Source organism: Sphingomonas tabacisoli, from assembly GCF_042678385.1.
GTDB classification, from domain to species: Bacteria; Pseudomonadota; Alphaproteobacteria; order Sphingomonadales; family Sphingomonadaceae; genus Sphingomonas_B; species Sphingomonas_B tabacisoli.
On the sequence record NZ_JBHUDY010000001.1, the window covers coordinates 607,660 to 631,002 of the forward strand.

The window sequence follows — 23,343 nt, forward strand, 5'->3', positions numbered from 1 at the left end:
ATGGCGGACATCGATCCCGTGATCCTTGGCGCGGTGGACGCCAGCCTTCGCGAGCGCATCGACGCTGGCGAAACAGTGGACGATCTCGGCCGCAACATCTGGGTCGTTCGTGCCGGTATCATCTGCAAGCGCGCAGAGTTTTGCGACGACGAAGAGGCGCGCGGGTTCGGCCGCCAGGCATTGTCGTTGCTGAGGGATCGCGCGGCGGAAGGTGATGACGAAGCGGCAAAGGCTGCTGACCTGCTGATCGGGCGGGTTCCTGAATTGGGGGATGCTTAATGGCAGGCATGTTCGGTTCTACGGCGCGGCTGCGCGACAAGTCGCTGGCTGACCCCCAGCCCTACGTTCCGGGCTATGTCGATCCGAACCCGACGCGCACCTATGAACAGGCGCTTCAGGACTTTGGGATCACTGACCCGCTCGCCCGACTTGGCTTGCCCCGCGCCAACCCAGCACCTGTCGCTGCCGATGCTCCTGCCCCGTTTCAGCGGCAACCAAGCCTGCTTGGAGCCGGGATGGGCGACAATGCGACCTATCCGGGGCCAGCCTCACCTAACAGCGATCTGCCGTTCACCAACGCGCCGGAACTGTTTCAGCCGCGCACGGTAAACGGAATGATGGGGCGAGTCGCTACAGGCCCGGCTCTGGACATCCCGTCCAACATGTTCGCCGCGCACATTAAGCCGCACTTCTTCGACAAGGAAGGCACCGGAACAAAGATCATCCAAGGTCTCGGCGAACTTGGGTTAGCGTTTTCCGCAAGCCAGGGCGACCCGTGGGCGCTTTCCCAGCTTCGCCAGCGCGCACAGGCTGCGCAGGACCAGCGCGAGGAAGTGATCTGGTCTCGCCGTCATGCTCTGAAGCGCCAGGAAACGCTCGACGACGAGAAGCGCAAGCAGCTCGCGCCCCGCTATTTCTCGGGCAAGGAAGATCAGCTTTCCTACGATCCGTCTACGGGCAAGGTCACGACGATCTACGACGCGCCAAGCGATGCCGAGGGATATGCCCGAACGCTCGGTTATCAGCCGGGCACGCAAGAATGGCGCAACGCTGTCACCGATTACACGCTGAAGGCATACGGCCCGACCGCAGCCGGTGTGCGCTCCGATCTGCTCGACCAGCGCCTTGAGGGGCAGGTGAACCTGGAGGGCGTTCGGCAGGGCAACCGTGTCGCTCTGCGCGGCATGCCGACCTATGCGCAGACGCATCCGCGCCCTAGCGCTCACTCCGGCACTCAGGGTCCGCCCCGCACGACGGGCAACGTCTATGCGCCGATCCTCGCCAAGATGGCGCGTGGCGAGCCTCTGACGGCGGGCGAGCAGTCGGTCATCGGCATGTATGGCCGTAGTAATCGCGGCGGTGGCGGTCACTCGTCCAGCGGCCCGACCGCAACGGGTCCGGGCGGCAAGAAGGTTCAGTGGAATGGCTCGGCCTGGGTGCCGGTGAACTGAGGTGGCAAGCGCTCCCCCGCCGCCGCCTGGCTTCAGTCTCGATCCGCCTCGCCGCCCCCGTGGCATGTTCGGTTCTGCGGCCCCTACGGGCGCTGCCCATGATGGCGACACGTTTGCGCTCGACAACGGGACAAACGCGCGCCTGCTCGGCGTGGACGCTTTCGAGTTGCAGCAGCCGGGGATGCTCGGCAGCCGCTCCGTCCCCCTGGGCTCGCAGGCGCGGGACGCTCTGCTGCCTTTCGTGCAGCCGAGCCTGCTGCCGTTCAACCAGCCCGCCGTCACGCCCACTGGCGAGCAAACCTATGGTCGCCCCTTGGTGACGCTCAGCAAGGGCGGCACGGACGCGGGCGCTGAGATTATCGGGCAAGGTCTCGGCCTCGCGGCTCCTCAATATCTGCAAGGCTCGCCGCGCCTCACCGACTACATGGAAGCGGAGCGGCTTGCCCGGCTCAACCGTCGCGGTGCGTTCGCCGGCCAGTTCCAGGACCCGGCCGATTACCGGCATGGCGTCAAACCGGGGCCGTGGAACCCTGCTCAAGTGTCGCTCGACGGCAAGGGCACGGTGATCTTCGGGGATGATCCAACGCCGTTTCAGGGCCTGCGGCCGGAGATTGCTCAAGCCTATCTCAAGGTCGCGTCCGATCCGAGAAGCACGGCTTCGGACATCATCGGCTTTGCCAATAGCAATGGCTTCCGGCTCGATCCCAAGAACGTCGATGCGTTCCTGCGGGAGCGGAACAAGGGCCGGCCCGTGTCGTCAGAGCTTGCTTATGCGCAGGCGCCGCAGGTTATCACCGATCCGAAAGACGGCGCGGTGGGTGCGGCGGCTCGCGGGTTGGCTGATCCCTTCAACATGCTCGACGAGCTGGGCGGCGTCGTGGACACGCTCGGAGGGACGAATGGGCGGGAAAGCATCTGGAACAGCGATCGTCGCTTCGGTGACATCCTGTGGAACAACATCGACCAAAACCGGGCGATCCTCGCTTACGACGATGCAGAGCATCCCTATGCCCGCTTCGGTGGTCAGCTTGCCTCGGGCTTCACGATCCCTGCCGTGGGTGTTGAGGGTGTCGGCTTCAATGCCGCGCGCACGGCCCTCAGAGGCGGTGCCAGCCGCTTGTTCGCGGAAGAGGCGGCAAGGTCGGCCGTAGCAAAGCGCCTAGCCGGTATCGGCGCCGCAGAAGGCGGAGTTGCCGGTTTCGGTGCCGGTGAAGGCGGGCCGCTCGACCGCGCTCCGAATGCCGTGATTGGGGCCGGCATCGGGGCGGTGGCCGCTCCGGTACTGGGTGCGAGCCTGCCGTATGGCTCACGCGGTATCCGTTGGGTGCGCGATGCCGTGACGGGCAATCTGCGCCGCAAGGTTGAAGCAGGGCCGCTTGACGAAGTGCTGGCTGACGCTGCCGGTGAAGCGGGCAAGGCCGAGATAGACAACACGGTTCAGCCGCAAGCCTCGGCTGCGATGACGGACGAAACGCCCGTGCCGACGCTCACCGGGCGCGTCGTGGATCGCATCGACGTGAACGATGTTCCACCGCCGCCATCGGGGTTCGTGCTGGATCAGCCCATCGGCAGGCCCGGCAAGCTGCTCGACCGCCCGACGCCGGAAGCGATGGCGAACGCCGCGCGCTCGATGCGCCCCGAGGACGTGGTGCCGCTTCCGTCCAATGCAGTGCAATCGCATGATGAAGCGGCTGCGATCGGAGCCGGGCTTCGTCCCGAGATGGTCCCGCCGAACGAGCGAGCCATGCTCCCGCCTCAAGTCGGGCGCCGGTCCCGCAACCCGCTCGATCTCGTTGGCTTCATCCGCGCCAGCGGCGGTCTCAAGGATCATGCTGGCGAGCTGAACGCCTACGGGTTCACAAACGCGCCCCGCGATCTCGACTTTGCGCGTGACGAAGGGTTCCTGGGCAAGCTGATCAATCAGCGCGACGGCATGACCTTCGATCAGGCGACGGAAGCCGCAACCAGCGCGGGCTATTTCCGCGAGCGCCCGTCGATCAACGAGTTTCTGGACGCGCTTGCCGAGACCCATGCCGGTGGACCGGGCCGCCTGTTTCATCCCGACGATCTGGAAAGCATCGCCGCGCACAATGCCGCGCGTGACCAGCGGTTCGCGCTTGAACAGGCAAAGGCGGAAGGCAACCCGATCCACGAAGATCGGGGCCAGCCAATCACACAAGGCGACTTGGCGAACCTCGAACCGCCCGCGACCGCATATGAGGATTTGCCCACGGTCGGCGGCAAGGTCGGCAACATCGACCTGAGCCGCATCGAAAGCACGCAGGACATTCGCCGCGTTCTCCAGAACACAGAGACGCGTGTCGGCGGCTTCGATGCTGCGAAGCGTGGCAGGATCACGCATGCGGAGACGGAAGCGCTCGCGTCCGAGTTGGGCATGACGCCCGATGCATTGCTCAAGCGTCGCCGTGGGCAGGCGCTCAATGCTGAAGAGGCTCTGGCCGCTCGCCAGCTTCTGGCCAAGTCGGCCGACGAGATGGTCCGGCTCGCCCGCAAGGCACAGGGCGGTTCCGTCGAAGACCTGGCCGCGTTCCGCGAAGCATGGCTGCGCCACGTCGCCATCCAGGAGCATGTGACCGCCGCGACGGCGGAAGCTGGTCGGGCGCTCCAGCAGTTTCGCATGGCTGCGAAGTCGAAGGCCGTTTTCGGGCGTGTCCACCGCGCGCTGGTCGATGCCAGTGGCGGACGAGAAAGCCTTGAAGACGTGGCACAGCGCATCATCGACTTGCAGGAAGCGGGTGTCGGTCCCGGCGGTGTGACCCGCTTTGCCTCAAAGGCTGCCCAGCCCAAGTGGCGGGACAAGGTTGCCGAGCTTTACTACAACTTCCTGCTCTCGGGTCCGCAGACGCACATCGTCAACACCGTCTCCAACCTCGTCACCGCCTTTGGCCAGATCCCGGAACATGCCGTCGCTGCCGGACTTGGCCAGCTTCGCCGCGGTTCAGCGGATCGGGTGCTCGGATCGGAACTTGGTGCGCGTGCCTTCGGCATGATGCAGGGCGCGCGGGAGGGGCTGCGTGCCTTCCGCTACACGGTGAAGACGGGCGATGTGCCCGACGTGATGACGAAGGTGGAGGCGCGCACCGATCACGCGATCTCCGGGCTCAAGGGCGACATCATCCGCACGCCCACGCGGTTCCTTGCTGCCGAAGACGAGTTTTTCAAAGGCGTCGCTCGTCGCATGGAGCTGAACGGGCTCGCGGTGCGGAAAGCCCATGCTGAAGGGCTGAAAGGCGATGCGCTCGAAAGCCGCATCGCGGACCTGACTGCCAACCCTACCGACGACATGCTGGAGAAGGCGACGGCGCACGCCCGTTACGTCACGTTCCAGCAGCCGCTGCAAGGGCTGCCGCTGGCCGTGTCGAACGCGACCAAGCACTCGCTCATCGCGCGCTTTTTCATCCCATTCGTCCGCACGCCCTGGAACATCCTCAAATTTGGGGTTGAGCGCTCGCCCGCCGCGCCGATGCTGAAGGAGGTGCGCGAGAACTTCGCCGCCGGTGGCGCCCGCCGCGACCTCGCAGTCTCGAAAATGGCATTGGGAACCGGTCTCGGTCTGCTCGTCATGTCGATGGCAGAGCGCGGCCTGATTAGCGGTAATGGCCCGCTCGATGAGAACGCCCGCCGGCTGAAGATGGCGGATGGCTGGCAGCCTTACTCCATCCGCGTGGGCGATAGGTGGGTCGGCTATAACCGGCTCGATCCGATCTCGACGACAATCGGTGTCGCGGCGGACCTGGTGGACAAGCAGGGGCAGATGACGCCGAAGCAGGCGGAGATGTCTGCCGCGCTGCTTATCGCGTCGATCGTGCAGAACCTCTCCAGCAAGACCTGGCTTTCGGGGCTGTCGGATATTGCCGACACGCTGGAGCAGCCACAGCGCACGCTCCGGGGCACTGTGGGGCGCGCCGCCGGGAGCATCGCCGTCCCTGCCGTCGTCGCCCAGGTGGCACGCACCTTCGATCCGACCGTCCGCGATACGCGTGGGGAGAGCTTCGGCGGCGGGGTGGCGGACTCGATCAAGGCGAGGCTACCCATCCTCTCGGAGAGCCTGCCGGCGCGTCGCGACGTGTGGGGCAATGCGCTTCAGCGGGAAGCACTGGGCCCGAACATGGTCTCGCCGTTCCCGCTATCGACCGCGCGAAACGAGCCGCTCACCAGTGCCATGTTGCAATCTGGGGCTCGGATCGCGCCGCCTTCACGCACGGTGCATGGTGTCGAGCTCAACCCGCAGCAGTATTCCGATTATGCCGGCGCGGCCGGACAGGCGACGCGCACTGCATTGTTTCCGTTCGTCACGGCACCTGAGTTTCGCGGCCTCCCGCTGGAGGCGCAGCAGAAGGGCATCGCCAACCTGAAGGACGCTGCCCGCAAGGGTGTGCGGGAGCGCATGTTCGGGGCGGACAAGGCGAAAGGTGCGCCACCTCCTCCGCCGGGATTCATCATCGACCCGCCGCCGGCTGGGTTTGTGCTGGATCGGTAAGTCTTGGGCAGTTGGCCTTCATAAGAGGCGGCTGAGCGGTTTATTGCGGCAGGGCCGGTTAAACCGTTCATGAGGAATCGCGGGCGATTACGGGTTGGGCCACTTTGCTAGATAATCTTTGACGAACTTCGGGGTGAACCTGGATTCGCCGAAGCCATTTAGAATGCGCTGTGTCAGTTCTTCGGTGGCTTGACGCCCCACTTTGTAAACCCATCCGTCGACGAGCAACGTCAAGCGATTGGCAGGCTCCAGTCTTGCACTGCGATAAAGAACGTAGCTGTCCGCCGTAACGAACGGGTGGTCGCCTGGGGCAAGCAGGCACGCATCGTCGACGTGGCGTCCAGGCTTGGCTTTTGTAAAGTTCACGAGGAGATGCCGGCCAGAAAGGCATGCGTCCGTGGTGATTACAAATAAGTGGTCGCCGTCAGGCCCGGAAGGTATCAGCAGAGTGTCACGGCGCGCCGGCACATACGGCATTATGCAAAGGCTGCCTTTAGGGTCCTCTCGGCGAGCAAATCCGCCTCAAGCTCATTGGCATCCTGCTTGCCCAAGAACTTCAAGAGGCGATTGAACGGGATCGGATAAGACGAGCCGTTCGGATCTTCCCATTCCGGGCAGTTCGCGTGCGTCCAGTCCCGAATTTGCCACTTGGTCATGTGGCCGAACTCGGCCCACGTTTCCTCAAGAGTCTCGACTTCCGCATCGCTTAGCTGATCAAGTTGGTCCACATTGATGGGTTTGGTGATACCAACCGAATATGCAGCACGATCAGTTATAAACTCTTCCCAGTCCTCATTCGCCGCACGCATTCCGTTGATACAGTCGTAAGTGATCGAATTGACTGGTCCGTGATCCATCGAGACAAGGTTGTCCCATGTGATCGGAAAGTCGTATTTTTGAAGGTTTTTGCGATCAGCCAAATACAAAAGCTTTGTGAGCTTCAGGACCGGGATTGTGCCGCCTTGCTTGGCCGCAAAAAAGGCAGATACCTGCGCAGCCTTCCGCGCATTATACCAAGGCTGCATCTTGGGCATGCTGCGCAATTAGCACAGATGTGTGATTCATGCAACTGTATCTAAGCAGCCCGGCACCAAAATACGCCCACTTGCGCGAGACTGCGAGCGAATCGCGGCCATGCCGGCCTAGCCCACATCCGTTCGCGCCGCCCTCTCCATCGTCTGCCGGTACCGCCGATAGCGAACAGGTGGCATCCACAATGGCGACAAGTCTACTCGACTCTGCAGCTCTGCAGGCGCATCATCTCTGCCTCGCAACAGGGGAGAGTCGGAAATGCGCTCGATCGCTTTCGTATTGGCTCTGGTGGCGCTCGCGGGCACGGCTGATGCCCAGCGCTATACGCGTGGATATGTAACGCGGAACGGCACCTATGTGGCGCCGCACTACTCGACGACGCCGAACAGCACGCGCTGGGACAACTGGAGCACGCGCGGTAACGTCAATCCCTACACGGGCCAGGTCGGCACCAAGAACCCATATTCCAGCTATTCGGGATACAGCGGCTATTCGAGCACCTACTCGAACCCATACAGCGGCAGTAGCGACGACGACGATCCCAAATGACGTGAAGAGCCCCGCCTGACCTAAGCCAAGCGGGGCTCCCTCGCGCCGGGGGCGGCGGCGCTAAGGCTGGAAGGTAGAAACGCCGTCAGAGTGCACGCTGAACGGCCATTCTCTCAGATGCGCCAGCACGGCATCGCGCCCGCCCGGAACGGCTCGCAGTAGATCAGTCAGTTCCCGAAAGCGGCCATCGGTTTTCGCGCGCAGATACTCACATTCCTCCGGTCTGCGCCCAACACCCGGTTCCGGAAAGTAGGTGAGGATCCTGCCGTCGCTGTAGGCGTATAGGTCGCCTCCAAGGCCGGTAAATCGCTCGATCCAGGCTGCGGCGAAAAGGTCCAAGCCGACGCTGGCGGCGGGCGGCACAGTGGAGACGGCGCTCATAGCCCCGCCTCCTGATGAGCGCCCCAGCAGATTCTCCCATTGAGGTGGTCGAAGCAGGGGCCGCATCCATCGTCACGGGCCTCACATTGATCTTCTTCGGCCTCCACATCCGCGTCGCCGTCGATCTCATCCATGTGGTCGATCAGCCGCGCCACAAGCCGGTCCAGTAGCGGGCGAGGAAGGCTCGGGATGGTGGACAGCAACAAGTCGAGAGGGGCTGAAGCCCCTCCCGTTTGAAGTGCGTTGAGGGCCATGTTCACGTCCTCCCTGTCGCGAGCCGCTGCATGTCGGCCCGAACAATCCTGATAACCGTGTCGGCGTCGTGCGCGTCCTCGGCTTCAAGAATATCCAGCTTGGCGGCTAGGTCCGCAAAGCTGTCGGCCGGGTGGTGCAGGGCCTCATCGAGTAGATCGCCGCTCTCGTCCAACATGCGGTCGCTTTCGGCCTGAAGCTCCGCGACGCGGAATCGTCGCTCAAGTCTCTCCTCCTCCGCCTTGCGCTCCTCGTGCGCGGCGTGGATTGTCAGCATGGCGTCACGCCATTCCTTGTTCGCTCCCGTCCCAATCCGATCGCCAGCAGCGACACGGCGGGCCATGTCGGCAATCCAAGAGGTCTCCGTTGAGACCGTGTTGAATGACGCATGGTCGGAGCCCCAAAGCGCGGGCGACAGCTCGGGAAAGCTGCGATGCGGAATCTTCGCGAATGCCGCCCGCCACGCCTTAAACGCGGGGTTCAACCGCGTCGCGTCGAAGGCGTTCACCTGTTGGCATTTGCTCCGCCACGCGGTGATCTTCTCAGCTAGGCCGGAACTGATACCGCTTGCTGCCGGGACCTGCCCGGCAACGCCAAGCGCTGGCAGAGCAGCCAAGCCCGCTATGAGGGCGCGGCGGCTGGTGGTAGTCGTCTCTTTAGTCATGGCAGATAACTCCTGCTTTGATCAGGGTCCGGCCGCTGGAGTGAAGGCCTCGGCTGGACCCGTCCGCGCACTGCGCGCGGCTGGAACGGCGGAGCCGAAGCCCCGCCGCTCGTGCCGCCTCAGTTGCGATTGTGCAGGATGGCTTCGCTGACCTGCCACCATCCCCACGCGTAGCAGCGCCGAACCGTCACGGGCTCTCCGGTCTGGATGATGAAGTCGGGCTTATCCTCGCAGGTGCGGGGCTGCGTGCTGGCGTAAGCATGGCCGGCAAGGATTGCGCCCATCGGCGCGGAGGCGAAGCCGATAAGGGCCAGCACGTCCAAAAGCTGGCGAGTGCGATGCGTCATGATGCTTCCCCTCGGGGAACGCCGGAGCCGAAGCCCCGGCTGCCGTTCAGGCGAGGATTGCCGAAATGACCGTCAGAAAGACGATCAGTGCTGCTGCGGACGCGTTGATCGCGTCGGCGCGGTTGATGCGGCTCAGCATGCCTCGCCTCCGTTCTTCAGCCGAACGATCTTCTTGCGCTTGGGGAACGCGACCAGCTCGGCGCCGGGATCGTCGATCACCACTCCGGCGATCTTCGCCGCTTGGATCGCGGCCCAATCGTTCATGCTCGCCTTGCCCTTACCAACGAGGGCAATCAGGGCATGTGGCGTCATCATCAGCGTGACGCCGGGATACTCGACGGCGAATAGCTCGCCGCGCGAGGTGACGCTCGGGACGCTATCCAAATACAAAGCTGGCTGTGCTACAGGGGTCTTAGCCATAACTGCCTCCACTAAGGCTGTTGACGGTCAGAGCCGGGTGCAAGGTTGCCGCCTTGCCTCGGCTCGTCTTTTATGGCACACAGAAAATGTGTCGTCAATATCTGTGGGACAGAAAAAGCGCGGGCGTCCCGCTACTGGCGAAAGTCCGCGCGTTCCGGTTCGGCTTTCACCTGAGACGCTGGCTCGCCTCGATGCGTTTGCAGAAGCGGAGAGTCTGTCGCGGTCCGAAGCTATGCGTCGCTTGATCGAACGCGGACTGATGATGCCGCCCGAGAAGGCCGAGTGAGCGGCATTCCACCCGTAGTCTATTGGACCGTGACAGCGCTGTGCATAGGCGCGCTGGTCTGGACGATCTGGACGATCAGGCGAACCGGATGGACGCCTTGGGATGACGATGAAGCATAAGTCGGTGGAGAAGCCAGAGTGAGATGGTTCTACCTCGCGCTATGCTTCGCCGTGGCGGTGGCGTTCTGGCTCGGTTTTGGCATGCCGTTTTGGCAGGCTGCGATTATCGGCGCGATCTGCGGGGCTCTAGGTTGGATGCGCACGGCCTTGATGAGCGAAGTTTACGATCACATCGAAGAGCGTCGCGAGGCGCGGGAAGACCGGCGTAAGCGGACGGGTTTGTAAACTACATTCGCCCTGAAGATGTTAAACGGCCGCATCACGCTGGCTCAGCTCGATGGCGCGACAAAGGGGCCAGCTTTAAGCTGAATTCCGGCCGTCGCTCCCAGCAAACAATGCGGCAGCAGCCTTTTCCGCAGCAATCCCGATCAAGACACCGGCTGCTGTGTCGGTGACGAAGTGTTCGCATTCTGCAACGCGCGAGATCGCGGCGGCAGCGGCTAAGCCGTAGGCTGGCAACGCAGCGTTCGGATTGCTACGAGCCACCGACCGCGCGATCGCCACGGCTCCGGCAGTGTGACCTGAGGGAAAGGAGCTGACTTTCTTCGCGGGGTTGTGCCCCGGCTTCATTTCGTGGTGGCCATATTCCACAGCCGCCGGCGGGCGCGTTCGCACGATCGTATTCTTCAGCAGGTCTTTTAGCTGAATGCCGATCCAGTGTGCCGTCGCCGCTCGGGCCGCCAGACTCACGAGACGAGGTTCGCGGCGGATAAGGCCAGCAGCGGCGATGCCGGCAGCAAATGCAAACAGCGGCGGCTGGTCCGTCATTTTGCCCAGCACGCCCATAGCGCGAACCGGCAGGCTATTCTTATATCCCCAAGCGGCCTTGCTGACTTCGATGTCTGCCTTTTCCGCCTTCTTCAGTGCTTTGCGCTTGCCCATCGGCGGTCGAACGCTGGCAAGTGCGGGATTGATCCGCCAGCGCTCAAGCACGGATTCGACAACACTGGCGCCGGCGGGATAACTTCGCGTGTGGAACCCTTGCTATCCGTTTTCATAGATGAAGCTGGCGACCCAGGGGTCAAAGACGGGTTGTTTTATCGTAGGAAACGACACGAGTGGTTGTGCTTGGCTGCAGTCGTTGTGCGGCGGGCGCGAGCCACCAGCTCAGACGGCCCGGTCGGCTGGGTCAGGAATATTCGCGCACTTGCAGGGGTAAGACAGCGTCCCGACTTGCACTATGCCCGTGTCGCGAAGGAGCGACGACTGAGGATGTGCGCGGCTGTCGCGGATCTGCCTATCCGCGGCTTTGTGATCGCATCGCACAAATCGAACATGAGGGAGCATGTGAACCCTCGACTCGGCAAGCTGGAGCGGTCCGACCAGTTCTATAACTGGTGCATGCGTCTGCTGCTTGAGCGAGTCACGCGATGGGCGGCCACCTGGAGCCGGAAGGAAGGCCTTAGTCTCGCGCCGCTTGATGTGACTTTCGCCCGTCGGGGCGGCCACGATTATGAGCATATGTTCTCATACTTTGAGACGCTTAGAATGCAGGTTGCGGCCGGAACTCTGATCCTCAAGGCTGGCGGACTTGCCTGCCCGACGGTGGATCAAACTTACTGGAAGATCGACAGAGCGGAAAAGGTTGCGGGTTGCCAGCTAGCCGACACGATCGCCAGCGCGTTCTACCAAGCCGCAAACGCTTCGTCGCCGGCATTTGACGTAGCACCGGCCAAAGCTCTGTCGCCAATCATAGCGCGAGGAGCGGGGGGTGGCGCTGCCAATTTGGGAGTGACAGTGTGGCCGCTCCCCCATCAGGCGCCGGTCCCGATTGGAAGTCGTTCGATATTCGAGCACTTCGGCTATCGGTTTTAGGTTGGCGGGCCCCGGCCTCCGTTACGCTAGCTCGGCTGGTAGGTCGTCACTGCGAGGACGGCCGTCCGCCTAGTTCACTCGCCTTCATGGAGACGAGCTAAGAGGTTGCTCCGGCGTATCCCGCCGTCAGCAGAATCTCACAAATTAGTTGCTGATTCAAGGCTTTGCTAAGTGTTTGACCGGAATCGACTTTCCCAATTCGATCCTTCGCTTCGCGTCATGGAACTCGCGCGGGGGCTTAGACCGGGTCGACCCGTCGCGTCGTAGCCTCGGTTGCTTCGGAACTCCCGTTTCCTGGTTTTTCTGCGCGTGCAAACGTTGGGTATCGGGGCTCTTATATCGTCCTTATTTTCCCTATCGTCCCCGGGCCCTCGATCCCCACGTAAACCATCGCAATCGGGGCCGCGGATTACGTATCGATTACGTGACCCAAAACCGCAACCAAATACGAATTCGGCTAGATGCTCTAAGGTGTTGACTTTCTTGTGGCGCGCCCGGCAGGATTCGAACCTGCGACCCCAAGCTTAGAAGGCTCGTGCTCTATCCATCTGAGCTACGGGCGCGTGAACCCGCCATAGCCGGGATTGTGCGAGGGTAAAACGGCGATACGGTGCGCGCCATGAGCGAGGGGCAAGAGGGACCGATCCGCGCCGTCGACGCGCGGGCGTTGGCGGGGACGCATTTCCGCTATTTCGATTTTATGATGGCCGCGTTCGTCGCGATCATCCTACTGTCGAACGTGCTGGGCGCGGGAAAGGTGGCTCAGGTCTGGCTACCGGGGCTCGACCGTTACTGGCCGTTCGGCGCCGGCATCCTGTTCTTTCCGGTCTCCTATGTGCTCGGCGACGTGCTGACCGAAGTTTATGGATATGCCCGCGCGCGGCGGGTGATCTGGGCCGGCTTCGGGGCGCTTCTGTTCATGGCCTTCATGTCTTGGGTGGTGGTCGAACTGCCGCCCGCGCCGGAATGGAAGAACCAGGCGGCCTATGAGACGATCTTCGGGCAGGTGCCGCGGATCGTGTTTTCGTCGATGGCCGCCTTCTGGGCGGGCGAGTTCGTCAACTCCTTCGTGCTCGCCAAGATGAAAATCTGGACGAAGGGCCGGCATCTGTGGAGCCGCACCATCGGTTCGACGATCGCCGGCGAAGGCGTGGACAGCCTGATCTTCTATCCGCTCGCCTTCTGGGGCGCGGAAGGCTGGACGCCGGACCTGGTACTGAAAGTGCTCGTCACCCAATGGGTGCTGAAAGTGAGCTGGGAAGTGCTGCTGACGCCTGTCACCTACGCCGTGGTCGGTTTCCTGAAACGGCGCGAAGGCGTGGACGTGTTCGACGAAGGCACGAACTTCACGCCGTTTGCGGCGCGGGTCTAGGCCCCGACCGTCTCCAGCAGCCCCTCGAACAGGCGGCGGCCGTCGGTGCCGCCGTGGGCGGCTTCCACCTTGCGCTCGGGGTGGGGCATCATGCCGAGGACATTGCCCTGGGCGTTGAGGATGCCGGCGATGTTGCGGGCGGAGCCGTTGCAGGCCTCGGCATAGCGGAAGGCGACGCGGCCTTCGCCTTCGAGCCGGTCGAGCGTCGCGTCGTCGGCGAAATAATTGCCGTCGTGGTGAGCGACCGGGATCGTGATGGTCTCGCCGGCATCGTAGCGGCTGGTGAAGGCGGACTGGCTGTTCTCGACCGTCAGCGCCACATCGCGGCAGATGAAGTTGAGGCCTGCGTTGCGCATCAGCGCGCCGGGCAGAAGCCCCGCTTCGGTCAGCACCTGGAAGCCGTTGCAAACGCCCAGCACCGGCACGCCGCGCTCGGCGGCCTTCGCGACTGCGTCCATGATCGGGCTGCGCGCTGAGATGGCGCCGGTGCGGAGGTAATCGCCGTAGGAGAAGCCGCCGGGCAGGGCGACCAGACTGGTGCCGTCGGGAAGGTCGGTGTCGCGGTGCCAGACCATCGCCGGAGCGCGGCCGGTGACCTGCTCGATCGCGACGGCGAGGTCGCGGTCGCAGTTGGAGCCGGGAAAGACGATGACCGCGCTTTTCATGTCAGAGCCGCTCGATCCGGAAATTCTCGATGACCGTGTTGGCGAGGAGCCTGGTGCACATCGCCTCGATATCCGCGTCGGACGTGCCGTCCTTCAGGTCGAGCTCGATCAGCTTGCCCGCCCGAACGTCGTTGACGCCGCCAAAACCGAGGCCTTCGAGCGCGTGGTGGATCGCCTTGCCCTGCGGATCGAGGACACCGTTTTTGAGCGTGACAAAGATGCGGGCTTTCATGGGCGAGCACCTAGGCCGGGCGGGGCGCGGGAGCAAGAAGGAGCGAGGCGAAGTTGAGGAAATTGAGTTGGTGATTGATCTGCAAAGGTAACAAAGGTCACGGCACGTTCCGTGCAAATTGCGCCACCGAACCGATGGAACAACGGCGCGTGAAGTTTGCAGCGCAGACGATGTCAAAGAACCGGATGATTGTGGCACACCCGACGCCCTGTAGGACAGGCCTTCGATAAAGAGGCCGCCGCGACCGGTCAGAAATAATGGGCGAGCGCGAAACGGAAGCGATGCCGGTCCGAGGCGTAGAACGGATAGTTCGAGCCGTTGTGCGTGAACGTGTAGGTGATCGACGGCGAGAAGCCGAGAACGCGGATCGCCCGGCTGCCGAGATAGGCGCGGACATTGGCGCGGAAATCGTGGCGGTTGTCGGTTGAGAAGACCGCAATCGCGCCATCGTAACCCGCATAGGACAAGCCGCCGGACAGGCCGGCGTTGATCCCGTGCGGCAGCTCGCCGCCGATCCCGATGTTGAAGCCGGTTTCAGTGTTCGAAAAGGCTGGCGCCTTCAGCGATTCGCGGCGGACGAAGAGGCTCGCCGAGGCGACCATCGAGCGCATCACGACGCGCTCGTAAGTGCCGTAGGCGCCGTATTGCCAGCCGTCATAGCTGGTGCCGAAGCTCGATTCCGTGTGGCGGACGTCGAACTGAATGCCGACGCGCTGACCCTGGTCGAGGAACGAAGTGACGTTCGATTTCACGCCGACCTGCTGTTGCGCCGTCTTTCCGCCGAACCAGCGCTGCAGTCCGACCGCCTCGACCGAGAAAGTCGTCTTGGCGCTCAGCTTGAACTCCGGCCCGACCGCGAGCTGGATCATGTCGTCGTTGAAATCGCTGTGACCGTAATGGGTGAACTGACCGTCGGCATCGGCGAGCAGCGCGAGATGGTCGTTCTGCTTCAGCCTGAGGCCGCCCGAGAAGCTGGCGGTGAGGCCGAGGCCGGAGCGCGCGCGGGCATCGGGATTGAGCGTGAAAGGCAGGCGGTTGTTGGGGCTGACCAGCAGGTCGATCTGCTCGGCCGAGGTGGCGTTGTTGATGTTGGTGTCGGGGGCGAGGCCGAAATCGAACCGGAAATTCCACATACGCTGGTCGCGGATCACGCCGCGCGCGGAGCGGATCGTCGCCGCGATCTCGGGCGGCAGTTCCTTGTCCTGCGAAGCGAGGCGGAGGTGGTGATCGGCGGCAGCCTTGTCGCCTTGCATCATCAGTGCGCGGGCAAGCTCCAGCCGCACGCGCGTCTGCTTCGGGTCCTTGGCGAGGATGGCGCGGAACTGGGCGATTGCTTCCTTGGTGTCGCCGGTTTCCACCGCGACATAGCCGGCGAGAAAGCGGCGCTCGAGCTCCTTGCCGGGCACATTCTCCAGCGCGGCGATCAGCGGGCGCGCCGCATCGAACTGGCGCGCGTGGACCAGATTTTCGGCTGCGGCCAGGAGCTGGTCTCCGGTCAGCCGCGCCGAACAGTTGCCTGCCGTATCGCAAACTGCCTGAGGGCTCGCAGCGGCCGCCACCGCCAGGAGCGCTAGGAGCATTATTTTCCGCCGGTGAACGCGCCGATGATGTCGACTCGCTGGTCCGGGGTGCCGCCGACGATGCGGAAGCCGCCGCCCACTTCATCCGCCGCCGGGCCATAGAAGGCGCCGTCGATGCTGGAACCGGCGACGACCAGCGGCATCGCCGTGCCGCCTTGCGAGAAGGATGCGCTGTTGAACTGGCCGAGGAAGCCGCCCGCGCCGACAAGATCGACCCGGCCGGAGCCCGAAGCCGTGAAGGTCGCGCCCGCGCCCAGCGTCGCCACCTTCGAGGTGAAGGCGTCATATTGCGGGGCGAAGACGGTGCCGTTCACGTCCAGCGTGAAAGTGTTCGCGGCGAAATCGACCGTCGTCTTGGAGCGGCCTTCGACCCATTGGAAATAGGTCGGCGTGCCGGCGACCGTGTCGAGCAGCGGGTTATAGACCATGGTCGCGACCATCGGCCCGTTGAACGTCGCCGTGCCGATTTTCGGGACGGCGCTGTTGTCGGTGCGTTCGCCGTAAACGAAGGCGCCGCGTTCCAGCACGTTGTTCTGGACCGTCTTGGTGACGCCGTTCGCGGTTACGTCCTGCACCGAAGTCGAGTTGCGCACGTAGCCGGCGAAGGTGACGTATTTCGTCTCGGTGCCGGGCTTTTGATAGAAGAAGGTGCTGACGTCGTAGCTGCCGCCGTTGTCGCCGACCGGCACCATGTCGGTTTGCGCCGGGTCGAAGCGGATCGGCTGGACCGAGCCGCCGGCCTGCAGATACTGGATGCCGTTCGCGGAAAGCTGCGGCGTGCCGGTCTGCGGCTGGCGCGCGCCGCCGAAGGCGGTGCGGTGCAGCGGATCCTGGAAGCGCAGCGTCTGGTTCACGATCGCGTTCGCGTCCGCGATCTTCACTTCGAAGATGCCGTCACGCGGATTGTAATCGACCGAAATGCTGCTGTTGCGCGCCGTGGAGGCATTGCCGGCGTAGAGCTGTCCGCCTTGCGTGGAGGTGTTGCCCGCCGCAGGCGTAGTGGTGTTGTAGGCGTAATGCTGCACGCCGCCGATCGCCGAATAGGTCTTTTCGACCGTCGGGTTCACGAAGGTGTGATTGGATGTCGGCGTGGGGGTGCCGCCGGTGGGGACGGCGTTGCTGCCGACCGACTGCGCTCCCGCGCCTCCGCAGGCCGCGAGCGCGAGGAAGGGGAGCACGGAGACGAGGTTACGCATGAGCCGTCCTTCAGGTGAAGATCGGCATTGGCGATAAACGGGATTGGTTAAGGCCCGCTAAAACGCATCGGATTTTTCGGCGAAGCGAGGAATTCGGATTGCTGGCGTGGGCCCGGATGCGCGTGAGCCGCCGCCCGATCCGACCTAAGTTTCGGTCTCGACGCGGCGAGAAAACCTCACCGCATCAGCACGACCAGAGAGAGAATGAGCACCCAAGCAGCCAACATGGTATTGGAACCAGCGAAGCTTAGATTTGGCTCATCAACCGCGCCTTCGACCCCACGCCGGACCCGAAACTGATTGTAGTGGTCGGGCCACGCGATGCTCAGGCAGTTTTGAAACAATCCCCAGGCGCCTGGCAATATAAAGAGCGCAATTATCAAGAACTGCTCAATGTCTCCTTTGCCGGCCAATATGCCGAGCACCAGACAGTATGTCAGCGATAGCAGCGCCGAATGCTTCACCAGGATGAGTGTCCTGTCATTGCGAAAAAGCGTGGCGGCGCGCAGCCCTACCGCCCCCGCCGTTTCCGGTGGCTTTCGAGGTCGAGCACGGAATTCTCGCCGTCTTCGGGCAGCAGGCCGAGGCGGCGGGCGACTTCCTGATAGGCTTCGACTTCGCCGCCGAGGTCGCGGCGGAAGCGGTCCTTGTCGAGCTTTTCGTTCGTTTCCATGTCCCACAGCCGGCAGCCGTCGGGGCTGATCTCGTCCGCGAGAATGGTGCGGGCGTAGTCGTTATCCCAGATGCGGCCGAACTCCAGCTTGAAGTCGACCAGGCGGATGCCGATGCCGGCGAACAGCCCGCACATGAAGTCGTTCACACGGATCGCCATGTCGGTGATGTCGTGCATCTCGTCCTGGCTCGCCCAGCCGAAGCAGGCGATATGCTCTTCCGAGATCAGCGGGTCGCCGAGCGCGTCGTCCTTGTAATAATATTCGACGATCGTGCGGGGGAGCTGCGTGCCTTCCTCGATGCCCAACCGCTTGCTGAGCGTGCCGGCGGCGACGTTGCGGACCACGACCTCGATCGGAATTATCTCGACCTGGCGGATCAGCTGCTCGCGCATGTTGAGGCGGCGGATGAAATGGGTGGGCACGCCGATCTGCCCGAGCAGCGTGAAGATATGCTCCGAGATACGGTTGTTGAGCACGCCCTTGCCGCTGATCGTGCCCTTTTTCTGGGCGTTGAAGGCGGTCGCGTCGTCCTTGAAATACTGGATCAGCGTGCCGGGCTCGGGACCTTCGTAAAGGATCTTGGCCTTGCCTTCATAGATCTGGCGGCGGCGGGCCATATGCGGGCTCCTTGGGCGCTCTCGCGCCTTGAAAAGATTGCGCCCCGGAAGCGCGGACGCGCGCAGCCGAGGCGGGGGCCGCCCCTTTAACGCAAGCGCCGGAGAGTGGCAATCGACCGGCTCAAGCCGGCTGCTCGCCGATCACGTTGCCGGCGGCGGAATAACGGCAGACGAGAATCTCTTCCTTCGCGCCCTTAGCCACGGCGCAGCCGACGCGCTGCGTGTTGCGCCAGATGAGCTGGGTGTAGTGGCCGACCTTTTCGAAATCGCCGCTTTTGGACACCGCCGGGATCGGGCCGGGCGCATAGTCGGCTTTCTCGGCGATCCAGAGGCCGACCATTTCCTCGGGCGACCATGCGTCGGGCGTTCCGGCCCACAGGTTCTCGCCTTGCGGGTCGGCATCGGGATCGTCGGGGGAGTGTTGGAAGGCGCCGCGGGCGGCGAGGTTGTTCGCCCAGGCCTGGGCATCAGCGGCGAGCGTGTCGTCCCATGCGAGGGGTGGGACGCCTGCGGTCGCGCGCTCGCGGTTATGCGCGGCGAGCAGCCGGTCTTCGAGATTCGAGGTGCGGCCGATCGCGCCCGTCAGCAGCGGCGCCGACAGCGCGATCGCGAGACAAAGAAACGTCCGGCCCAGGGTCATGGGCCGGACGCATGCAGCCGAACAGGTAAAGGGGGCTCAGCATGATATGGTTAAACCGCCGTGAACCTTTTTCCGCGGGCGCCGCCGCGCCGCGCTTCCTGCTGCGACCAGGGGGCTGAATAGAGGCGGTCGTGCAGCCGGTCGAAGGCATAGCCGATCGAGCTGAACAGGCTGAAAACGCTGGCCGCGAGATCGTGGCGGAAGGCCTGGTAGATCCGGTCGTCATGTTCGTCGCGCATTGGAAGCTCCTGTCGGTGGGGGCTTTGGGGGCAGGAGCGTAGATGCTCGTTCCGGATGCGGAACGCCAACAAAGCGGTGGACCGGCCGCATAAGCTCAGCTTATAAGATCGGCTTATGCGCCGACTGCCGCCTCTCTCTGCCGTCCGGGTGTTCGAGGCCGCCGCGCGTCACCAGAATTTCACCACCGCCGGGTCCGAACTGGGGATGACCCAAGCGGCGGTGAGCTATCAGATCAAATTGTTGGAAGAGCGGCTGGGGACTCCCTTGTTCCGGCGCGAGAAAGGCCGCGTGGCGCTGAGCGAGACGGGACGGCGGATCGGGCCGCTGATCGCTAAGGCGTTCGACGATCTCGACAGCGCCTTCGGCCTTGCGCGCTCCAGCGGCGAAGCGGTGCTGACCGTCAGTTGCTCGACGACTTTCGGGCCGAACTGGCTGGCGCCGCGGATCGGTGCGTTCCAGATCAAGGTGCCCGACGTGGCGGTGCGGCTGCACACGTCCAACAGCCTGGTCGATTTCGCGCGCGATGATGTCGACGTGGCGATCCGGGGTGGCGGGGGCGACTGGCCGGGGCTTTGCTCCCATTTCCTGATGCGCATGCCGCTAAAGGCCTATGCCAGTCCTGCCTTTCTGGAGATCCATCCCTCGATCCGCACGCTCGAAGGCGTGATGCGTCATGCCCGGATCAGTCCCGACGACGATTGGTGGCAGGTCTGGCGCGATCAGGTCGGCGGCGAACCGTCGCCCGAAGCGCCACGCGGCATCCGGCTCGACACGCAGATCGGCGAAGGGCAGGCGGCGATGGCCGGGCTGGGGATCGCGTTGCTGAACCCGCTGCTGTGGCAGAACGAGGTCGCGGCGGGGCGGTTGATCGCCGTGCTGGAGGACGTCGCCTACGACCCCAGCGATTTCTGGCTGGTCTATCCCGAGCATCACCGCCACGCACGCAAGATCCGGCTGTTTCGCGACTGGATGTTGGAGACGGTTGCCGAAGAGGCGAAGCGGGGGCCGGAGGCTTTTTATCGGCGGGCGGAGGTTGGCGTTGCGGTCTAAGCGCGGCTAGACGCGGCTCATGCGCGCCCGCGATGTTTCGCTTCCTTATGTTTCGCGCCGGCGGCTGCTGGTCGCGGGCGGCGCGGGCGTCGGGCTGGTCGTCGCCTGGGCGGCATGGCCGCGCCGCTATGCGCCGAACCTGAGCGCCGGGCGTGGCGAGCATGTGTTCGACGCCTATCTGAAAATCGCCGAAGATGGGCGCGTGACCGTCGCCGTGCCGCAGGCCGAGACCGGTCAGGGCGTGTTCACGACCTTGCCGCAGATCGCCGCCGACGAACTGGGTGCGGACTGGAAGATGGTGGGCGTCGAGGCTGCGCCGATCAATCCGCTTTATGCCAATGGCGTGTTCGCAAAGGAGTTCGCCGGTGAGGTCGCGCCGAAGCTCGCCGGATTCGCAAACACGTTCGCGACGCGGACGGCGCTGATGGTGACGGCGGGATCGAGTTCGGTCAGGATGTACGAGCGGCAGTTGCGCGAAGCGGCTGCGGCGGCGCGCGCGCGGCTGTGCATGGTGGCGGCGAAGCGCTGGGGCGTGGACTGGGCGGCGTGCGAGGCGGACAATGGTTTCGTCACGCACGAGAACAAGCGCTTCCGCTTCGGCGACCTGGCCGCCGATGCCGCGGAGCTGGACGCGCCCGATACGCCGCCGCTGCGCATTGCGACCGACGAGCGGCTGTCGGGCAAGTCGGTGCCGCGCGTCGACACCCCGGCCAAGCTCGACGGGTCGGCGAACTTCACGGCCGATGTGCGGCTGCCGAACATGGTGTTCGCGGCGATCCGGCAAGGGCCGATCGGCGCGGCGCGCTATCTGGACGGCGACAAGCAGGCGGCGGGAAAGGTGCGTGGGCTTCTGCAGATCGTCGAGAGGCCCGACTGGGTCGCCGCCATCGCGCAGACGACCTGGGCGGCCGAACGGGCGCTGGAGCTGATGCGGCCGCGGTTCGAGACGCGCGGCGAACTGGTCGGCGACGAGGGAATCGCGCGGAGCCTGGCGGAAGCGCTGGACGCGGACGGCGAAACGGTCGTCAGCGTCGGCGATCTGGAGACGGCGTTCCAGCGCGCATCGGTGCAGCGTGCGCATTATGCCGTCGCGCCGGCCGCGCATGCGTCGCTGGAGCCGGTGACGGCGACGGCGTCCTGGTCCGACGGGGTGCTGACCTTATGGCTGCCGACGATCGCGCCCGAAGCTGCGCGCCAGGTAGTGGCGGAGGCGCTGGACCTGTCGGCGGCCCATGTGGTCGTGCACCCGATGCTGGTCGGCGGCGGGTTCGGGCGCGGAATCGGGGCCGAGGCAGCGGTGCAGGCGGGGCTGCTCAGCCGGATGCTGAAGCGGCCGGTGCAGCTCTGCTGGAGCCGGTCGGAGGATGTTCTGCGCGACCGGTTCCGCCCGGCTGCTGCCGCAGCGCTGACGGGCAAGATCGCCGGGGGCCGGATCGACGCGCTGCATGCGAAGATCGCCGCGCCGTCCTATGGGCATGAGCTGGCCGACGCGCTGCTTCAGGGTTCGTCGGTGGCCCGCAGCCTCGCCGAGCGCGGCAGCGACGGGTTTGCGGTGGCGGGCGCGGAGACGCCCTATGGCATCGCCCATTTGGCTGTCGAGCATCATGCCGCCGATCCGGGCGTGCCGGCCGGCTATTGGCGATCGGCGACGCACAGCTACACTTGCTTCTTCACCGAAAGCTTTGTCGACGAACTGGCGCGGGTGGCGGGCGTGGAGCCGTTCTCGTTCCGCATGGCGATGCTGGGCAAGCAGACCCGGCTGGCGCGGTGCCTGTCGACAGTCGCTGCGATGGGCGGCTGGCAGGGCGGCGACGTCGGCACGGGCCAGGGAATCGCGATCCACACCGCCTATGGCAGCCACATCGCCTTGCTGGTCGAGGCGCATGCCGACGGGGCGCGGGTGCGCTGCGACCGGATCGTTGCGGTCGCCGATGTCGGGCGGATGATCCATCCGGATATCGTTCGGCAGCAGATCGAAGGGGGGCTGATCTTCGGGCTTGCGGCGGCGCTCGGCTGCGCGCCCGGCTTCGACAAGGGGCTGACGCGCGCGCATCGGCTCGGCGAGCTGAACCTGCCGCGGCTGGCGGACAGTCCGGAGATCACCGTCGAACTGCTGCAGAGCAACGAAGAGCCGGGCGGCGTCAGCGAGCTGGCGGTGCCGCCGGTCGCGCCGGCGCTCGCCAACGCCCTTTACGCGGCGGCGGGGCATCGTTTCCGACAGCTTCCGATCCGGCTGGCATGACCAGACCGGAGGATCACCCACTAGCGCCGCATGGCCGGATCGGGGTGCTGCTGATCAATCTCGGCACGCCGGACGCGCCCGATGCGCCGGCGGTGCGGCGTTATCTGGCCGAGTTCCTGTCGGACCGGCGCGTGGTCGAGATTCCGCCGCTTGCGTGGCAGCCGATCCTGCGCGGCATCATCCTGCGCACCCGGCCCAAGAAGTCGGCGCACGCCTATCGGCTGGTGTGGACCGAACATGGCTCGCCGCTCGCACATTATACGCGGGCGAAGGCGGAGAGACTGTTGGGCGCGTTCGGGCCGGAGGTCACCGTCGATTGGGCGATGCGTTATGGGCGACCATCGATCGATGCACGGCTGAGGGCGCTGATGGACGCGGGATGCGACCGTATCCTGCTTGCGCCGATGTACCCGCAATATTGCGCGGCGACGACGGCGACGGCCAACGACAAGGCGTTCGAGGTGCTGTCGCGGATGCGCTGGCAGCCGGCGGCGCGGACACTGCCGCCTTATCACGACGACCCGGCCTATATCGCGGCGCTGAAAGCCTCGATCGAAGGCTCACTGGCCAAGCTCGATTTTACGCCGGAGCTGATCCTGGCGAGCTTCCACGGCATGCCGGAGCGGACGCTGAAGCTGGGCGATCCTTATCACTGCCACTGCCAAAAGACGGCGCGGCTGCTGGGCGAGGCCCTCGGGCGGGAAGTCCGGATTTCCTTCCAGTCCCGCTTCGGCCGGGCCAAGTGGCTGGAGCCCGCGACCGACGCAGTGCTGCGCGGTCTGCCGGGCGAAGCCGTCAAGAAGGTCGCGGTGGTCGCACCCGGCTTTTCGGTCGATTGCCTGGAGACGCTGGAAGAGCTGGCGATCCGCGGACGCGAGACGTTCCTGGAAAGCGGCGGCTCCGACTTCGCCTATCTGCCCTGCCTCAACGACAGCGAGGAAGGGCTGACGCTGCTGCGCGGCTTACTTGCGCGTGAACTTGCAGGGTGGATCGCCGCTTCGTAGGGTCTGCGGCAAAC

General features: G+C 64.5%; 28 protein-coding genes and 1 tRNA gene. 13 read left to right on the forward strand and 16 right to left on the reverse strand.

Annotated elements, in window-relative coordinates; all coding sequences use genetic code 11:
• The 3 genes from ACFSCW_RS03440 to ACFSCW_RS03450 all read left to right on the forward strand — a co-directional run bounded on the left by ACFSCW_RS03440 (position 1) and on the right by ACFSCW_RS03450 (position 5,952).
• The gene (locus ACFSCW_RS03440; RefSeq protein ID WP_380886923.1) at positions 1-279 is read left to right on the forward strand and encodes a hypothetical protein; all 279 of its coding nucleotides are present in this window, start codon (positions 1-3) and stop codon (positions 277-279) included.
• On the forward strand, positions 279-1,451 hold the full coding sequence (locus ACFSCW_RS03445) for a hypothetical protein (RefSeq protein WP_380886925.1): 1,173 nt from the start codon (positions 279-281) through the stop codon (positions 1,449-1,451). The genes ACFSCW_RS03440 and ACFSCW_RS03445 overlap by 1 nt, the downstream gene beginning before the upstream one ends.
• A 64-nt stretch (positions 1,452-1,515) precedes the next feature.
• Positions 1,516-5,952: a hypothetical protein gene (locus ACFSCW_RS03450; RefSeq protein ID WP_380886927.1), complete on the forward strand. Its 4,437-nt coding sequence runs from the start codon at positions 1,516-1,518 to the stop codon at positions 5,950-5,952.
• An 87-nt stretch (positions 5,953-6,039) separates the two neighbouring features.
• Here the strand turns inward: ACFSCW_RS03450 and ACFSCW_RS03455 are convergent, their stop codons facing one another.
• A complete protein-coding gene (locus ACFSCW_RS03455) occupies positions 6,040-6,429 on the reverse strand; it encodes a hypothetical protein (protein ID WP_380886929.1) in 390 nt (129 codons plus the stop codon).
• Entirely contained in the window at positions 6,429-6,986 is a 558-nt protein-coding gene (locus ACFSCW_RS03460) for a Panacea domain-containing protein (RefSeq protein WP_380886931.1), read from the reverse strand. The genes ACFSCW_RS03455 and ACFSCW_RS03460 overlap by 1 nt, the downstream gene beginning before the upstream one ends.
• Before the next feature lie 277 nt (positions 6,987-7,263).
• Here ACFSCW_RS03460 and ACFSCW_RS03465 point away from each other — a divergent pair, with 277 nt between their 5' ends.
• Positions 7,264-7,533 carry a hypothetical protein gene (locus ACFSCW_RS03465; protein WP_380886933.1) on the forward strand — a complete coding sequence of 90 codons (270 nt, stop codon included), beginning with the start codon at positions 7,264-7,266 and terminating at the stop codon, positions 7,531-7,533.
• Between the two features lie 60 nt (positions 7,534-7,593).
• On the opposite strand, the gene ACFSCW_RS03470 is transcribed toward ACFSCW_RS03465, so the two are convergent.
• Positions 7,594-7,914 (reverse strand): hypothetical protein, encoded by a 321-nt coding sequence (locus tag ACFSCW_RS03470; RefSeq protein ID WP_380886935.1) that lies wholly within the window; start codon positions 7,912-7,914, stop codon positions 7,594-7,596.
• 44 nt (positions 7,915-7,958) lie between these two features.
• Here ACFSCW_RS03470 and ACFSCW_RS03475 point away from each other — a divergent pair, with 44 nt between their 5' ends.
• Positions 7,959-8,084, forward strand: a complete 126-nt coding sequence (locus tag ACFSCW_RS03475; protein ID WP_380886937.1) for a hypothetical protein — start codon at positions 7,959-7,961, stop codon at positions 8,082-8,084.
• An 86-nt stretch (positions 8,085-8,170) separates the two neighbouring features.
• Here ACFSCW_RS03475 and ACFSCW_RS03480 read toward each other — a convergent pair whose 3' ends face one another.
• The 3 genes from ACFSCW_RS03480 to ACFSCW_RS03490 form a co-directional block, all read right to left on the reverse strand.
• Positions 8,171-8,830, reverse strand: coding sequence for a hypothetical protein (locus ACFSCW_RS03480; RefSeq protein ID WP_380886939.1), 660 nt, complete (start codon positions 8,828-8,830; stop codon positions 8,171-8,173).
• A 119-nt stretch (positions 8,831-8,949) separates the two neighbouring features.
• Positions 8,950-9,177, reverse strand: coding sequence for a hypothetical protein (locus ACFSCW_RS03485; RefSeq protein ID WP_380886941.1), 228 nt, complete (start codon positions 9,175-9,177; stop codon positions 8,950-8,952).
• Between the two features lie 132 nt (positions 9,178-9,309).
• Entirely contained in the window at positions 9,310-9,561 is a 252-nt protein-coding gene (locus tag ACFSCW_RS03490) for a hypothetical protein (RefSeq protein WP_380886943.1), read from the reverse strand.
• A 139-nt stretch (positions 9,562-9,700) separates the two neighbouring features.
• Here ACFSCW_RS03490 and ACFSCW_RS03495 point away from each other — a divergent pair, with 139 nt between their 5' ends.
• The 3 genes from ACFSCW_RS03495 to ACFSCW_RS03505 are packed head-to-tail and all read left to right on the forward strand — an operon-like array spanning position 9,701 to position 10,227.
• Entirely contained in the window at positions 9,701-9,883 is a 183-nt protein-coding gene (locus ACFSCW_RS03495; protein WP_380889996.1) for a ribbon-helix-helix domain-containing protein, read from the forward strand.
• Positions 9,880-10,002 (forward strand): hypothetical protein, encoded by a 123-nt coding sequence (locus tag ACFSCW_RS03500; protein WP_380886945.1) that lies wholly within the window; start codon positions 9,880-9,882, stop codon positions 10,000-10,002. The genes ACFSCW_RS03495 and ACFSCW_RS03500 overlap by 4 nt, the downstream gene beginning before the upstream one ends.
• An 18-nt stretch (positions 10,003-10,020) precedes the next feature.
• Entirely contained in the window at positions 10,021-10,227 is a 207-nt protein-coding gene (locus tag ACFSCW_RS03505; RefSeq protein ID WP_380886947.1) for a hypothetical protein, read from the forward strand.
• Positions 10,228-10,302: 75 nt separating this feature from the next.
• On the opposite strand, the gene ACFSCW_RS03510 is transcribed toward ACFSCW_RS03505, so the two are convergent.
• Positions 10,303-10,935 carry a phosphatase PAP2 family protein gene (locus ACFSCW_RS03510; protein ID WP_380886949.1) on the reverse strand — a complete coding sequence of 211 codons (633 nt, stop codon included), beginning with the start codon at positions 10,933-10,935 and terminating at the stop codon, positions 10,303-10,305.
• A 39-nt stretch (positions 10,936-10,974) separates the two neighbouring features.
• On the opposite strand from ACFSCW_RS03510, the gene ACFSCW_RS03515 reads away from it, so the two are divergent.
• Complete coding sequence (locus ACFSCW_RS03515; RefSeq protein WP_380886951.1) at positions 10,975-11,817, forward strand: DUF3800 domain-containing protein; 843 nt, start codon at positions 10,975-10,977, stop codon at positions 11,815-11,817.
• Positions 11,818-12,303: 486 nt separating this feature from the next.
• Here the strand turns inward: ACFSCW_RS03515 and ACFSCW_RS03520 are convergent.
• Positions 12,304-12,380, reverse strand: a tRNA-Arg gene (locus ACFSCW_RS03520).
• 56 nt (positions 12,381-12,436) lie between these two features.
• Between ACFSCW_RS03520 and ACFSCW_RS03525 the strand changes: the two genes are divergently transcribed.
• Complete coding sequence (locus ACFSCW_RS03525; protein ID WP_380886953.1) at positions 12,437-13,189, forward strand: queuosine precursor transporter; 753 nt, start codon at positions 12,437-12,439, stop codon at positions 13,187-13,189.
• Here the strand turns inward: ACFSCW_RS03525 and purQ are convergent.
• The 8 genes from purQ to ACFSCW_RS03565 all read right to left on the reverse strand — a co-directional run bounded on the left by purQ (position 13,186) and on the right by ACFSCW_RS03565 (position 19,032).
• Positions 13,186-13,854, reverse strand: a complete 669-nt coding sequence (purQ, locus tag ACFSCW_RS03530) for a phosphoribosylformylglycinamidine synthase subunit PurQ (protein ID WP_380886955.1) — start codon at positions 13,852-13,854, stop codon at positions 13,186-13,188. The genes ACFSCW_RS03525 and purQ overlap by 4 nt on opposite strands.
• Before the next feature lies 1 nt (position 13,855).
• Positions 13,856-14,086 carry a phosphoribosylformylglycinamidine synthase subunit PurS gene (gene purS, locus ACFSCW_RS03535; protein WP_380886957.1) on the reverse strand — a complete coding sequence of 77 codons (231 nt, stop codon included), beginning with the start codon at positions 14,084-14,086 and terminating at the stop codon, positions 13,856-13,858.
• A gap of 248 nt (positions 14,087-14,334) precedes the next feature.
• The gene (locus ACFSCW_RS03540; RefSeq protein WP_380886959.1) at positions 14,335-15,666 is read right to left on the reverse strand and encodes a surface lipoprotein assembly modifier; all 1,332 of its coding nucleotides are present in this window, start codon (positions 15,664-15,666) and stop codon (positions 14,335-14,337) included.
• On the reverse strand, positions 15,666-16,862 hold the full coding sequence (locus ACFSCW_RS03545; RefSeq protein ID WP_380886961.1) for a transferrin-binding protein-like solute binding protein: 1,197 nt from the start codon (positions 16,860-16,862) through the stop codon (positions 15,666-15,668). The genes ACFSCW_RS03540 and ACFSCW_RS03545 overlap by 1 nt, the downstream gene beginning before the upstream one ends.
• 176 nt (positions 16,863-17,038) lie before the next feature.
• On the reverse strand, positions 17,039-17,326 hold the full coding sequence (locus ACFSCW_RS03550) for a hypothetical protein (RefSeq protein WP_380886963.1): 288 nt from the start codon (positions 17,324-17,326) through the stop codon (positions 17,039-17,041).
• 47 nt (positions 17,327-17,373) lie between these two features.
• Entirely contained in the window at positions 17,374-18,153 is a 780-nt protein-coding gene (gene purC / locus ACFSCW_RS03555; RefSeq protein ID WP_380886965.1) for a phosphoribosylaminoimidazolesuccinocarboxamide synthase, read from the reverse strand.
• Positions 18,154-18,274: 121 nt separating this feature from the next.
• Complete coding sequence (locus ACFSCW_RS03560; protein ID WP_380886967.1) at positions 18,275-18,793, reverse strand: CAP domain-containing protein; 519 nt, start codon at positions 18,791-18,793, stop codon at positions 18,275-18,277.
• 50 nt (positions 18,794-18,843) lie between these two features.
• Positions 18,844-19,032 carry a hypothetical protein gene (locus tag ACFSCW_RS03565; RefSeq protein ID WP_380886969.1) on the reverse strand — a complete coding sequence of 63 codons (189 nt, stop codon included), beginning with the start codon at positions 19,030-19,032 and terminating at the stop codon, positions 18,844-18,846.
• A 115-nt stretch (positions 19,033-19,147) separates the two neighbouring features.
• Between ACFSCW_RS03565 and ACFSCW_RS03570 the strand changes: the two genes are divergently transcribed.
• Genes ACFSCW_RS03570 through hemH form a run of 3 tightly spaced genes read left to right on the forward strand, consistent with a single transcriptional unit; the run spans position 19,148 to position 23,329 of the window.
• Positions 19,148-20,083, forward strand: coding sequence for a LysR substrate-binding domain-containing protein (locus ACFSCW_RS03570; RefSeq protein WP_380886971.1), 936 nt, complete (start codon positions 19,148-19,150; stop codon positions 20,081-20,083).
• Between the two features lie 19 nt (positions 20,084-20,102).
• On the forward strand, positions 20,103-22,325 hold the full coding sequence (locus tag ACFSCW_RS03575; RefSeq protein ID WP_380886973.1) for a xanthine dehydrogenase family protein molybdopterin-binding subunit: 2,223 nt from the start codon (positions 20,103-20,105) through the stop codon (positions 22,323-22,325).
• On the forward strand, positions 22,322-23,329 hold the full coding sequence (gene hemH / locus ACFSCW_RS03580; protein ID WP_380886975.1) for a ferrochelatase: 1,008 nt from the start codon (positions 22,322-22,324) through the stop codon (positions 23,327-23,329). Before ACFSCW_RS03575 ends, hemH begins: the two co-directional genes overlap by 4 nt.
• Positions 23,330-23,343 lie beyond the last annotated feature (14 nt).

Excerpts from the sequence above, each read along its gene's own strand:
- purQ (WP_380886955.1), bottom strand. The coding sequence starts at position 13,854 with ATGAAAAGCGCGGTCATCGTCTTTCCCGGCTCCAACTGCGACCGCGAC.
- ACFSCW_RS03575 (WP_380886973.1), top strand. The coding sequence starts at position 20,103 with ATGCGCGCCCGCGATGTTTCGCTTCCTTATGTTTCGCGCCGGCGGCTG.
- ACFSCW_RS03525 (WP_380886953.1), top strand. The coding sequence starts at position 12,437 with ATGAGCGAGGGGCAAGAGGGACCGATCCGCGCCGTCGACGCGCGGGCG.
- ACFSCW_RS03565 (WP_380886969.1), bottom strand. The coding sequence starts at position 19,032 with ATGCGCGACGAACATGACGACCGGATCTACCAGGCCTTCCGCCACGAT.
- ACFSCW_RS03445 (WP_380886925.1), top strand. The coding sequence starts at position 279 with ATGGCAGGCATGTTCGGTTCTACGGCGCGGCTGCGCGACAAGTCGCTG.
- ACFSCW_RS03450 (WP_380886927.1), top strand. The coding sequence starts at position 1,516 with ATGTTCGGTTCTGCGGCCCCTACGGGCGCTGCCCATGATGGCGACACG.
- ACFSCW_RS03480 (WP_380886939.1), bottom strand. The coding sequence starts at position 8,830 with ATGACTAAAGAGACGACTACCACCAGCCGCCGCGCCCTCATAGCGGGC.
- ACFSCW_RS03560 (WP_380886967.1), bottom strand. The coding sequence starts at position 18,793 with ATGACCCTGGGCCGGACGTTTCTTTGTCTCGCGATCGCGCTGTCGGCG.
- ACFSCW_RS03570 (WP_380886971.1), top strand. The coding sequence starts at position 19,148 with ATGCGCCGACTGCCGCCTCTCTCTGCCGTCCGGGTGTTCGAGGCCGCC.
- ACFSCW_RS03545 (WP_380886961.1), bottom strand. The coding sequence starts at position 16,862 with ATGCGTAACCTCGTCTCCGTGCTCCCCTTCCTCGCGCTCGCGGCCTGC.
- ACFSCW_RS03460 (WP_380886931.1), bottom strand. The coding sequence starts at position 6,986 with ATGCCCAAGATGCAGCCTTGGTATAATGCGCGGAAGGCTGCGCAGGTA.
- ACFSCW_RS03455 (WP_380886929.1), bottom strand. The coding sequence starts at position 6,429 with ATGCCGTATGTGCCGGCGCGCCGTGACACTCTGCTGATACCTTCCGGG.
- purS (WP_380886957.1), bottom strand. The coding sequence starts at position 14,086 with ATGAAAGCCCGCATCTTTGTCACGCTCAAAAACGGTGTCCTCGATCCG.
- purC (WP_380886965.1), bottom strand. The coding sequence starts at position 18,153 with ATGGCCCGCCGCCGCCAGATCTATGAAGGCAAGGCCAAGATCCTTTAC.
- ACFSCW_RS03470 (WP_380886935.1), bottom strand. The coding sequence starts at position 7,914 with ATGAGCGCCGTCTCCACTGTGCCGCCCGCCGCCAGCGTCGGCTTGGAC.
- ACFSCW_RS03485 (WP_380886941.1), bottom strand. The coding sequence starts at position 9,177 with ATGACGCATCGCACTCGCCAGCTTTTGGACGTGCTGGCCCTTATCGGC.
- hemH (WP_380886975.1), top strand. The coding sequence starts at position 22,322 with ATGACCAGACCGGAGGATCACCCACTAGCGCCGCATGGCCGGATCGGG.
- ACFSCW_RS03540 (WP_380886959.1), bottom strand. The coding sequence starts at position 15,666 with ATGCTCCTAGCGCTCCTGGCGGTGGCGGCCGCTGCGAGCCCTCAGGCA.
- ACFSCW_RS03440 (WP_380886923.1), top strand. The coding sequence starts at position 1 with ATGGCGGACATCGATCCCGTGATCCTTGGCGCGGTGGACGCCAGCCTT.